This is a genomic window from Chryseobacterium sp. Tr-659 (assembly GCF_011752975.1).
In the GTDB taxonomy this organism is placed as follows: Bacteria; Bacteroidota; Bacteroidia; order Flavobacteriales; family Weeksellaceae; genus Chryseobacterium.
In genome coordinates this window covers 124,147-136,705 of sequence record NZ_VWWP01000002.1, presented here as the reverse complement: position 1 = coordinate 136,705, position 12,559 = coordinate 124,147, and the positions used below count along the sequence as shown (strand labels likewise).

The 12,559-nt window shown below is 35.8% G+C and carries 6 protein-coding genes and 1 tRNA gene; 3 read left to right on the top strand and 4 right to left on the bottom strand.

Annotated elements, in window-relative coordinates; all coding sequences use genetic code 11:
- Positions 1–79 precede the first annotated feature (79 nt).
- From F3J23_RS04885 to F3J23_RS04870, 4 genes are all read right to left on the bottom strand, one after another.
- Complete coding sequence (locus F3J23_RS04885; protein ID WP_167025014.1) at positions 80–241, bottom strand: bacteriocin-like protein; 162 nt, start codon at positions 239–241, stop codon at positions 80–82.
- 636 nt (positions 242–877) lie between these two features.
- A tRNA-Arg gene (locus F3J23_RS04880) sits at positions 878–949 on the bottom strand.
- A 72-nt stretch (positions 950–1,021) separates the two neighbouring features.
- Positions 1,022–2,785 (bottom strand): TonB-dependent receptor, encoded by a 1,764-nt coding sequence (locus F3J23_RS04875; RefSeq protein WP_167025011.1) that lies wholly within the window; start codon positions 2,783–2,785, stop codon positions 1,022–1,024.
- Between the two features lie 71 nt (positions 2,786–2,856).
- Positions 2,857–5,820, bottom strand: a complete 2,964-nt coding sequence (locus F3J23_RS04870) for a tetratricopeptide repeat protein (RefSeq protein WP_167025008.1) — start codon at positions 5,818–5,820, stop codon at positions 2,857–2,859.
- 253 nt (positions 5,821–6,073) lie between these two features.
- Between F3J23_RS04870 and F3J23_RS04865 the strand changes: the two genes are divergently transcribed.
- From F3J23_RS04865 to F3J23_RS04855, 3 genes are all read left to right on the top strand, one after another.
- Entirely contained in the window at positions 6,074–8,314 is a 2,241-nt protein-coding gene (locus F3J23_RS04865) for a CocE/NonD family hydrolase (protein ID WP_185156428.1), read from the top strand.
- A 175-nt stretch (positions 8,315–8,489) separates the two neighbouring features.
- A complete protein-coding gene (locus F3J23_RS04860) occupies positions 8,490–10,742 on the top strand; it encodes a CocE/NonD family hydrolase (RefSeq protein ID WP_167025005.1) in 2,253 nt (750 codons plus the stop codon).
- Positions 10,743–10,846: 104 nt separating this feature from the next.
- Entirely contained in the window at positions 10,847–12,529 is a 1,683-nt protein-coding gene (locus tag F3J23_RS04855) for an APC family permease (RefSeq protein WP_167025002.1), read from the top strand.
- Positions 12,530–12,559: the final 30 nt, after the last annotated feature.

Here is a 12,559-nt window from a genome sequence, read left to right as displayed (position 1 = left end):
GAATACTTCTATTCAATTGTCTTTTGATTTTTAATTACTTAAACCCACAAAAAAATCCCTCAATATGAGGGACTATATCTTAAACAATTGGAACGCAATAACAATTACAAGCTGCATCTGATTCTGGTCCACAAATTCCGGTAGCTTCACAAACCCACTTGTATTGAGGTTTGCAATTTCCTATTCCTCCACCATTTACTTGCTTTAATTGCTCTCTAGAAATTTTTTTGAAATTTTTCATTGGTTTAATTTTAGTTTAGGCTCCTAATATAGCAACTATTCCTCAATAAGAGATTTAACATAATAAAATAATTGTTACAGGCTTCCACAATAAAAAACCAAGCAACAAAAATATACTTAGATATATGAAAGGACTTTTCAACGAATGCATACTATTTAAGAACAAGATACTCAAATAGGGTTATCGGTGCTTTGTTGTGGATTTGGACTGGTTGTGTTGTTTGCTTGATTTTATTGATGTTTTAGTATATCTACTCCATGGAAAACATGGAAGAATTTGATAGAGCTGATAGGAACCAAACCTTCATTAGAGATATTCAGTAAATCTTTAACAGGGTTTGGATATATCTTTACTGAATTTATTTTTTGTTATGATCAATCCAAATTATATTGCCGCTAAAGCATTGTTAAATCTTCTCTCCGATGAAGAGAAAATAAAACTTTGTAAAGAAATACTAGATGCACCAAACTGTAAAGAAGCTGCTAAAAAAAGAGAGTTGAATACTACAAAAAATGGTTGGAGAATAAATAGAAAGCTGGCGAGGCAGAATGAGATACATTTTTGCTTTCTTTATATCCTGGGGGTATTATATCTGGGGTATATAAATAAAAAAGCCCCTAAAAAAGGGGCGATTAGTGACCGCAGAAGGATTCGAACCCTCACTGTCGGAGCCGAAATCCGAAGTTCTATCCATTAAACTATGCAGCCGTATTCATAAATAATGAATGATAAGTAATGAGTAATACCAGGATTACTTATCATTCATTACGTATTGATAACTTAGAAAGTAATTTTCACACCTCCCAAAATCTGTGCACCTAAGACTTTGTATCCTTTGTACGTCTGGTATTTTGAGCTTAGAAGATTATTTCCGAGTGCGAAAATACTGAAATTTTTGTGAATTTTATACTCTGCGGAAAGATTTAAATCAGCATATCCTCCAACTTTATCATTGGTATTCTCCGTAGACTGGAAAATTACGTTAGGAGCGCCTGCACCTTCGATCATATAAGAGTTTGTAGTTCTGTCACTTGCAAAGATCCCTTTGAATCCCAGCAATAGCTTTTTATCAAGCATCGTATATTTTGCACCAATGCTTGCATTGAATAAAGGAACGTTATAAATATTGTCGAAATTTTTCAGATTGTACTTTGTAAACCTCAATTCTCCATCTAAAACAAGATTTTCAAGTGGGAAATACTGCACACTTCCTTTGATATCACTTACAGTACCATCATCATAAACGGCAGAGAAAGTATTGGCAAAATTATAAGCGGAACGGTTCACTGAAGTATAATCAAAAAGGTCATTAGCCTTAAAGAACATAATATCCCTCATCTTTCCGTAACCTGCAGAGAAGTCATATTTGAAGGTTTCATCAATATCCCCTCTCAATCCTGCATAAAAATGATATTTTGTTTCTGTTGGCTTTAAAAACTGGTCGGAAAGGACAAATGGATTTACCTGCAACATATCTCCATATGTATTCAGTTTAAGACCTCCGTCTACCCCACCGTAGAATTTAAATTCTTTAGCAGCGGCAAACTGGAATTCCGCCTGCGGGAACCAATATGTTTTGTTATTTTTTTGCTGAGCCAATACATCACTTGAATTCTTAGCATTCAGGAAAGAGAATGAAGATCCCAGCATTAAATAAGACTCCCCTTTTCTGAACGTTACTTTTGGAGTCAGATTCGTATTGAAAAAGTTGGACGAATTTTTATCTCTGATTGCAAAATCTGTCTTCACAGCATCTAATCCTACCCCTAAATCAGCATTAAGGTTGATCCCTGATTTTCCTAATTCAACTGCATGTTTGGAGAAATTAGCCAAAATGGAGACCTGATTTTCCTGCGCATCAAAATGATCTTTCAGGAAAGACGATTTTACTCTTACATCATTCAAGATCTCATTGGAATAAAAATCATAGTATCCGTTTACTTTGAACTGATTAACTTTTTGTTTCAGATCAAGATCACCGGTTGGCTGAAAGGCATAGATTCCGTAATAATTATAATTATCCAATCCATATTCAGCATTGATATTGAACTTCCCTTTTTCTCCGTAAGAATTTAAGAAAGCCCCGATAGTAGCTCCGGTTTGCCCCGATTTCCAGTCATAATCTTTTTTAAGACCACTGGTGGAAAGCAAATGAACATCCGCTCCTACTTCGAATTTGTTTTGAAGAGTTTTGGAAATATTCCCATCTACCAAAATCTTTCCGTAATTCCCCATTCCGAACTGTAAATAGTTGTTCTGGGCTGTTCCTTCAAATTTCGGAGCTACATCTTCCCCCTGAATGGTTGAAGTCTTAAAGTCTGAAACTGCCGGCACATCTGTGATGGTATATTTCACAGGGTTCTGGGATTTCTCTTCCGGCGGATAATTTTTGATGGTTTCCACAGAAGTCTTCTTCTTCTCGATCTTCTTCACTTCCGGTTCTCTTTTTTTATTAAGAACCAGTTTTTCCTCCTTGATCTGGGAAAACGCCACCGACGAAAACCCTAAAAATAATATGGATAATAATTGAATTTTTCTGTTCATTACTATTGGGTGTATTTATGTATTCATATACATGCATCAATGAGCATTTACATGAATAGGATACTACATTTTTACTTTTTAATCTGCTTTTTAACCTCCTTAGCTTCTGCAACGATTTCAGGGAAATCCTTATAGTTAGCAATGATCTGGTCACATGTATAACTTGCCTGGTAATTATCTTTCAGACCGATATAGTTTTTAGCCATCAACACTAACGCTTTTGCTCCCCAGAATTCTTCTGATGCATAGTTATTGGCAAGCTTAAAGACTGACTCATTCGAAGATTTAAAGGCTTTTCCTTTATTCTGATAGTACGCTTTTGCATATAAAGCTTCTGCAGCTACCGATGTATTGGATGATTTCTCAAGAGAAGCATACGCAGCCTGAGCATCTTTATCTTTTCCGGAGTTCATCAGGCTTCTCGCTTTAATCACTTTTGCAGTCTCAATAACTGCAGCAGAGTTCTTGGAATTGGCAATAACAGCATTGGCCAGTTTTTCAGCTTCAGAGAAATTCTTTTCTTCAGCATACAACTTCATCAGTTCCACATTTGCATAATTCTTAATGCCAATATTGGAAGAGTTCTTAATACCTTCAAGGTATTTTTTAGCTTCTGCAGTATTCCCTTGTGCAATAAAGATCTGAGCTAAACGAGTTTGTGCATCATCCTGGTAATCATTCTGAATTCCAGCGACTTCCTGAAGCACAAGTAAAGCTTTTGTTGAATTATTAGTTTGGTAATAACTTTCTCCCAATTCATACTTCGCCTGATATAATCCTTCACCTGTTGGGTTCTGTGTCAGATACTTTTCATAATAAGAAATTGCATTCTTATAATCTTTCTTAGAGAAGTATTGTTTTCCGGTAGATAGGTTGATTTCATCAATTTCAGCAGTATCTACATTCACACCTGCATTTCTGGCAAAAGCTTCATATCCTGAAACATCTCCGTTTTTCGTGAAAATAGGTTTTGCTGCCTGAACAATTTTCTGTGCATAAGCTGTATTCTTATACTGCTCACTTAAAGATTGAAGTTCAGAAAGTGCTTTATCATTCTGGTTCTGATCGATGTAATTCTGTGCTCTGTAAATAGAAGCATTTGCAATAAGATCTTTGTCAGAGGATGTTTTAATTACTTTTCCAAAATAATCATTGGAGTTGGTAAAATCATCCTGAGCAGCATATGCCGTTCCGATTTCATACTGAGCATCATCATAATATTCCGAATCCGGATATTTAGAAAGAAGGTTTTTAAGATTGCTGATTTTTGCCTGGGTATCTCCTTTAAATCCTAAAGCCATTGCTTTCTGGTAAAGGGTATAATCTGTGGCATCTTCGTTTTTATCGTAAATAGCAATCGCTTCATTCAGATCATTATTTGCATAGTGGATATCTGCCAGACGAAGTTCGGCATCATTTTTAAATTCAGGCTTCGGATTCGTCAGATATTGTTTGAAATAAGCAGCTGCCTGATCAAATTTCTTGGATTTAAAATAAGCATATCCAAGATCATAAGGCAATTGTTGTTTCTCCGGGAAATTTTCGTTCAGAAGCTTTTCATAACGAACAATAGCAGACGGATAATTTCCTTTCTGATAATATACCTGTGCCAGCCAGTATAAAGCTCTGCTGTTAAATTCTTTATTGATATTAAATCCAAGGCTTCTTAAGAAATATTTTTCAGCCTCGTCATAATTTCCTTTGTTAAATTCTTCTGTTCCTAATAAATAAGAAACCTCCTGGTCTACTTTATTAATATCGGGAGTAGAGCTCTGTAATCTGTCAATTGCGTTCAGGGTTTCCTTGTAGTTTCCGGAATACAGATAAGATTTCACAAGCAGTGATCTCATTTCTGAAGCATTGCCTGCATTCTGGTTTTCGTTAATATAACTTTGAATAACCGCAGAAGGACTTTCAAACGGGTTACCGATATCGTAACTTAATTTGGCATATTGTTCATGAGCCAGTTTTTTCACTTTCGCATCATAATCCATTTGATAAGAAGAACGGAATGCGGAAAGGGCTTCCTGCTTTTTATCTACCGCCAGATAAGCATTTCCTAATTGGTAATAAGCATTTTGCGCCAACGCGGAATTGCTGTTCAGAAGCTGATTGTAATATGAAACCGCTTCATCATATTTTTTAAGCTGAGCCGCCACAAATCCCATTTCATACAAATCATTTTCAGACGGATTCTGCTGTACACGCAAATAATCTTTCAAATGGGGATAAGCAGAGGTATAATCATTCTTCATAAAGTAACTTTCCCCGATGATCTTGTGAACCTCAGCTTTATAAGAGTCTGAAATATTTTCGTTCAGCAGAGCTGTTCCTTCAGAAATGGCCTGATCATAGTTCTTATCATTATAATACATCTGTACATAATAAGGACGTACCAGTTTTGAGAACTTATCCTGATCTTTTATAGAATCAAAATACTGAAACGCTTTATCATTCTGTCTGTTGCTGTAATATAAATGCCCCAGCATGTAAGCAATATCTCCTTTTTGAGACTGATCTGCAGACTTATAAGCTTCCTCCAATGCATCCGTTGCTCCTTTTGAATCACCGGTCATGAATTTGGCATATCCCAATTTCAGAATATACTGGGTATTCTCTTCTTTTGAAAGCTGATACTGATTTACTTTTTTCAAAGTCTCCAAAGCTTTGTCAAAATCTTTTTTTGCCAGATAATAATCTGCTAAAGGCAGGTTAGCCTGAGCAAAATAAGCAGAATTCGGGTATTCTTTCATAAAGGCAGTTAATCCTTCCTCAGCATGGTTTTTTTGAAGAATTACCCCAATTACGTTGTCAAAAAACTGCGCAGCTTCCTTTTTTGAACGTGACAAATTCTGATTATAGAAGTATTGTCTTGCATATTCGTATTGAGAAGCATTGTATATTTTTGTCTGGTAAAGATTTTCAGCTAGATTAAATCTATAATTTTCTTTCTGTGTAAAATATTGAGACTGTTGAGCTTCGGAGATTCCGAAATAGATGACCGCAGCCGCTAAAAGTATTTTTTTTGATTTCATTCTTCTTGATATAAGAAAATTAGTCTACATAAGTTAACGAAAATATTAAAAACTTATTGTTTAAGCAAGTTTTAACAGATTTAATAATCATTAATAATCAATTTCACAATAATGAAAGCATTTCACTATTTCATGATAAAAATTCTTACTTTAGCCTTATAAACTTTAAACAATCATAGCATTTAACTAAAATATATTTTGATCAAATACTTTTTCAACAGCAGCGAAAAACATACCATTAACATATCATTACATGAAATTTAAGATACTTTTAGCATTAATTTTTGTAAACCTGGTGCAGGCACAGAAATTATATTTTCCGAAAACAGCTGTTACCGACTCTATTATTCTGGAAAAACAGATACCGGGACTTGCATTACAGGTAATCCCCCAACTTCAGTGTGCGAAGTATAAACCAGAAAATAACATTGACCTTCTGGACAATCTTTTCCGCTTACAAATGTTGGCCCAGGATTACCAGAAATCGATAGGAAGTCTTTCCGAAAACCGTAACCTTTTTGCAGATAACAATATGGGCGGATACAGATTGATTGGTCTTGAACTATACAGCATGGCCAAACTGGCTCAAAAAGAAGACAACAGTTCTTTTCCTGATGCTCTTCGGAAAGTATTTAATCAAAAATACGAAAGTCTTCCTGAAAAACTTATTCCCCGCCTGGGGCTTACTCTTGATGGAGATGTAAAAGAGTCTAAAAAACAATTGAAAGCCATACTGGACAAACAGAAAGGTAAAGACAGTATTGATTACAGGACGGCCCTGGCTTTATGCAAAAGTTATCTGAACTATAAAGTGTATTCCAGCATCAAACCTCAGGTAATGCAGCTGTTAGCTGCAAAGGACAAAGAGAAATTCATTGTAGAAACCCGGGATCTCGCTATAAAAAACGGAAATACTTTAACGGTTACTATTGTCAGAAAAAAAGAAAACACATCTCCGCTTCCGGTTATTCTTACCAATAATATTTATGCCGGTCCATTCGATGAATTCTTTGGAAAAAGAGCCGCTACTTATAATTATGTTGGAGTTGTTGTGAATACCCGTGGCAAGAGAAACAGCAATGATATAAACAATCCCTTTGAGCATGAATCAGAAGATATCTATGAAGTGATAGACTGGGTAAGCAAACAGCCTTGGTGCAACGGAAAGGTAGGAATGATAGGTGGAAGTTATCTGGGATTCAGCCAGTGGGCCGCAGTAAAAAAACTTCACCCGGCATTAAAAACAATTGTACCACAGGTTGCTGTAGGAATAGGAATTGACTATCCTGCTCAGAATAATATCTTCATGAGTTATATGCTCCAGTGGATCCAGTATGTAACCAACAATAAATTTACTGATGAAACCGACTTTGCAAACGCCGTAAAATGGAATGATATTAATACAAAATGGTATAAAAGCGGTAAATCCTTCAGATCTTTGGATGCAATAAGTGGAAAACCCAGCAAAATATTCCAGCGATGGCTGGATCATCCGGGATATGATCAATATTGGCAGAAAATGGTTCCTTACAAAGAAGATTTTTCTAAAATTAATATTCCTATCCTTACAACAACAGGATATTACGATGATGATCAGATAGGTGCATTGTACTATTTCAAGGAACATTATAAATATAACAAAAATGCAAACCACTATTTGGTTATAGGTCCTTATAATCATGGAGGAGCACAAAGTTTCGGATTTACTTATGTGAATGGAAATCCTATTGATCCTGTAGCCAGAATAAGTATTGATGACCTTGCATTTTCATGGTTTGATTATATTCTTAAAGATGGCAGCAAACCGGAAATTTTAAAAGACAGAATCAACTTTCAGGTGATGAATACCAATACCTGGAAACATGTTTCAGATCTTGATAAAATGCATACCTCAACCTTGAAATTTTATCTTCAGGACAAAAAAAACACTTCATCAGTATTTAATAAACCTGAAACCCAGAATTTCACAAAACAAATCGTAGATTTTAAAAACAGAAATCAGAAAGACACCTATTATAAGGCCGGTAAAAAGGACAGCATAAAAACCACCAATTCTATTGCCTTTGAAAGTGAAGTCCTTGATAAGGATATAATCATAAGCGGAAACTTGTCAGGAGTATTCAATGTTTCCATCAATAAAAAAGATTTTGACACGGATACTTACCTGTATCAGATTCAGCCGGATGGGAAATCATCTTTATTATCTACCCATATTGTAAGAGCCAGCTATGCTAAAAACAATGAAGTACGTGCGCTTCTTCAACCCAATACAATGGAACAAATTCCTATTAACAATTCATATGTTATGAGTAAAAAAATTGAAAAGGGAAGCAAACTGCTTTTACTGGTAGGAGTAAATAAAAGTCCCAACTGGCAGATCAATTACGGAACCGGTAAAGATGTAAGTGATGAAACTATTAAAGATGCCAAGGAACCTCTGGAGATAAAATGGTACAATGACAGCTACGTGGAAATACCCGTTTATAAAGATTAAAACCTTTTGTTTAAGTGATTTTCAGCAGACTTCACATAATAAAACTCCAATAAAATCATTTCATTTTTTAAAGATAAAAAATTCTTAATTTACGCGCCTAAAAACGTAACCAGCTGAGTAATCAAAAATATCTTGATGTGATACTTTGTTAACAGCAGCTCAAAACATACCCTTAATGAAATTTAATATACTTTTAGCATTAATTTTTGTAAATCTAATGCAGGCTCAGAAATTTTACTTTCCGAAAACCGCGACAACAGATTCTGTAATTCTGGAAAAACAAATTCCCGAACTTGCTCTAAAGGTGATTACTGAACATCAGTCTCCTAAAAATAAACCAAAACACATAGTCACATTTTTAGACAATCTATTTCGTTTACAGCTCGCTGCAAAAGATTACAAAAATTCTATTGCAAGCTTAGCCGATTACCGCAAAGAATATGCAGATCATAATATGGCAGGGAACAAATCTCTTGCTTATGAAATCTACAGCATGGCCAAACTGATCGAAAAAGATAAAAAAACTTCTTTTTCCAATGCCCTTCAAGCTGCCTTCAATTCAAAGTATGAAAGTTTACCTGATCCGCTTACTGCCAGAATAGGAACTACTCTGGATGGTGATGTAAAGGAATATAAAAAATCTCTGAAAGCTGCACTTGCCAAACAAAAAGATAAGGATAGTATAGATTATGCTTCCGCTCTGGCTTTATGTAAAGATTATGTCAATTATAAGACCTATTCTAGTATCAAGCCTCAGATTATGCAGCTTTTCAAAGTAAAGGAGCAGGAAAAATTCATCATTGAAACCAAGAACCTTACCTTAAAAAACGGAACAACACTTACTATTACTATTGTACGAAAAAAAGAAAACACATCTCCCCTTCCTGTTATTCTTACCAATAATATTTATGCCGGAGAATTCGTAGATGCAGGGATGGGGAAAAGAGCAGCAGTTTATAATTATGTAGGAGCTGTGGTTAACACCCGAGGAAAAAGAGACAGTAATGACCCCAATAATCCGTTTGAAGATGAAGCACAGGACCTTTATGAGGTAATAGACTGGGTAAGCAAACAACCATGGAGCAATGGTAAAGTAGGAATGATAGGCGGAAGCTACTTAGGATTTAGCCAATGGGCAGCTGTTAAAAAACTACATCCGGCTTTGAAAACGATTGTGCCTCAGGTATCGGTGGGAATCGGGATAGATTATCCTGCTCAAAACAATGTATTCATGAGCTATATGATGCAGTGGATCCGCTATGTCACCAATAATAAGCTGACCGATGAAGCGAACTTCACGAATTATCCAAAATGGGATTCTATCAAAACAGAATGGTACAAAAGTGGCAAATCATTCAGAGCTCTCGATTCCATAAGCGGGAAGCCAAATAAGATTTTCCAAAGATGGCTGGATCATCCTGGCTATGATAAATACTGGCAGAAAATGGTTCCTTATAAAAAGGAATTTGATAAAATAAATATTCCTGTTCTAACAACTACGGGCTATTATGATGCTGATCAGATTGGAGCATTGTATTATTATAAACAGCATCACAAATACAACAAAAACCCTAACCATTATTTAGTGATAGGGCCTTATGATCATGCAGGAGCTCAAAGTTATGGGTACAATTACGTCTATGGTTCTGGAAATATCCTGATAGATCCCATAGCAAGAATAAGTATTGATGAACTTGCCTTTTCATGGTTTGATTATATTCTGAAAAATGGTAAAAAACCGGAACTCCTAAAAGATAAAGTCAATTTTCAGATCATGAGCAGTAATACATGGAAACATGTTTCTGGTCTGGATAAAATGCACTCTTCAACTCTTAAGTTTTATCTTAAGGATCCTAAAAGCGGTTCTTCAGTTTTTGAGAAACCCACAAGTGAGCAATTTACTAAACAAACCATTGATTTTAAAGACAGAAATATAAAATATCTTTATCATCCGGTAAGTAAACAGGACAGTGTTCATGTAACAAATTCTGTTTATTTTGAAAGTGAAATTCTGGACAGAGATATTATAGTAAGCGGGAATTTATCCGGAATATTCAACGTTTCCATTAATAAGAAAGATTTTGATTCCAATACCTTATTATATCAGGTGCAGCCGGATGGGAAGACATTTTTACTGTCTACGCATCTTACAAGGGCCAGTTATGCAAAAGACAATTCTAAACGTCATCTTCTTAAGCCTGGCAAAAAAGAACAGATCCCGATCAAAAATTCATTATTTATGAGTAAAAAAATTGAAAAAGGAAGCAAGCTGGTATTATTGGTAGGGGTTAATAAAAATAAAAACTGGCAAGTTAATTATGGAACAGGGAAAAATGTAAGTGATGAAACGATAAAGGATTCCGGAGAACCTCTGGAGATAAAATGGTACAATGACAGCTATGTGGAAATCCCTGTTTATAGGGATTAAAGTTTTTTGTTTGAGCATTTTCACCCAAATGTTCTTAACAACTGTTAACATCAAAATAAAAAATCATTACATTTGCTTTTTTTCAAATCAAATATAGTTATTGAATGAGTCAACTTTTTAGAAGAAAAATCTATTCGGATACAGATACTTCAACAGGACTTTTAAGAGTCTTAGGTGTGTGGGACATCGTATTTTTTGGTATTGCGGCCATTATTGGAGCTGGGAGTTTCAGCAGTTTGGGAGAAGCCGTTTTCAGAGGTGGCCCCGGTGTTATCCTTCTATATTTGATTTGTGGTTTTGCCTGTGGCTTTACTGCTTTATGTTATGCTGAATTTGCCAGCAGAATTCCCACCGCCGGATCTGCGTATACTTATGCTTATGCCAGTTTTGGAGAACTTATAGCCTGGGTTATCGGCTGGGCGCTTATTATGGAGTACTCTTTCGGAAATATTTATGTAGCTTTTTCCTGGTCAGATTATTTCACCAGTTTCCTGGGAAGACTTGGGATGCATATTCCTGATTATCTGACCTGCAGCTATACGGAAGCCCGAAAAGCATTCCAATATGGTTCGGAAAATAAAGAATTATTAAATGCGTGGAATAGCGCTCCATTAATCGGAAGCTTAAAATTCATTGTAGATATTCCCGCTTTGGTTATCAATGGATTAATTACATGGCTTTGTTATGTAGGTGTCAAGGAAAGTAAAAACTTCAATAACTCTCTGGTTATCTTAAAACTTGCAGTAATCATACTGGTAATTCTTGTGGGTTCTGCCTATGTAACCCAAGACAACTGGACACCTATCAGCCCCGTAACGGGAACTCCTTCTTTCATGCCTAATGGTTTTGCAGGAGTAATGAGTGCGGTATCCGGGGTATTCTTTGCGTACATCGGATTTGATGCTTTAAGTGTACTTTCTGAGGAAACAAAAGATCCGCAGAAAACTCTTCCGAAAGGGATGATCATATCTCTTGTATTATGTACAGTAATCTATATCGCCCTGACATTGGTATTAACCGGAATGGTGGATTATAAAAAGTTTGATGGTGTAGGAGATCCACTTTCTTTTATATTTGAAAAAACGAACGCCAACGTAGCCTGGATGGAACTAGTCGTTTCTTTTGTAGCTATTGTGGCCATCACTACAGTATTGTTAGTTTTCCAAATGGGACAACCAAGAATCTGGTACGCTATGAGCCGAGACGGATTAATGCCTCAGAGATTCCAGAAGGTACATCCAAAATACAAGACTCCGTCTTATGCAACTATTGTTACAGGTATTGTAGTAGGAATTCCTATCTTATTCACTGATAAAACTTTCATCCTTGATTTTACAAGTATCGGAACTATTTTCGCCTTCGTACTGGTATGTGCAGGTGTACTTCTTCTTCCGGCTAAAGAAAAGATCAAGGGAAGATTCCACCTTCCGTATGTAAATGGAAAGATTATTTTCCCAGTTGTTTTTATTGGAGGCTTAATTGCTTTTTATAAATGGCAGCCGGAGTTTTTCCAAAACCTGATGAATTGGGCAGATCCTAAAGAAGGAGAATTCAGAGCTTCTATTTTCTTCTTTATCATTATTAATCTGATCCTTTGTATTCTTGCTTTTGTAAAGAATCTTTCATTAATTCCGCTGGTTGGTTTAAGCTCATGTTTATACCTTCTTACGGGAATGAGCCATGAAAACTGGTTCTGGTTCGGGCTATGGTTCCTGATCGGAATGGTTATTTATTTCTGCTACGGATATAAGAACAGCAAACTCGGGAAAGAGCTAAAGAATAGCTAAATAATAATTAGCAAGCTGCGAAAAGGCAAA

What these genes read in the sequence shown, in the direction of transcription:
- F3J23_RS04870 (WP_167025008.1), bottom strand. Translation starts at nt 5,820, where the DNA reads ATGAAATCAAAAAAAATACTTTTAGCGGCTGCGGTCATCTATTTCGGA.
- F3J23_RS04885 (WP_167025014.1), bottom strand. Translation starts at nt 241, where the DNA reads ATGAAAAATTTCAAAAAAATTTCTAGAGAGCAATTAAAGCAAGTAAAT.
- F3J23_RS04860 (WP_167025005.1), top strand. Translation starts at nt 8,490, where the DNA reads ATGAAATTTAATATACTTTTAGCATTAATTTTTGTAAATCTAATGCAG.
- F3J23_RS04875 (WP_167025011.1), bottom strand. Translation starts at nt 2,785, where the DNA reads ATGAACAGAAAAATTCAATTATTATCCATATTATTTTTAGGGTTTTCG.
- F3J23_RS04865 (WP_185156428.1), top strand. Translation starts at nt 6,074, where the DNA reads ATGAAATTTAAGATACTTTTAGCATTAATTTTTGTAAACCTGGTGCAG.
- F3J23_RS04855 (WP_167025002.1), top strand. Translation starts at nt 10,847, where the DNA reads ATGAGTCAACTTTTTAGAAGAAAAATCTATTCGGATACAGATACTTCA.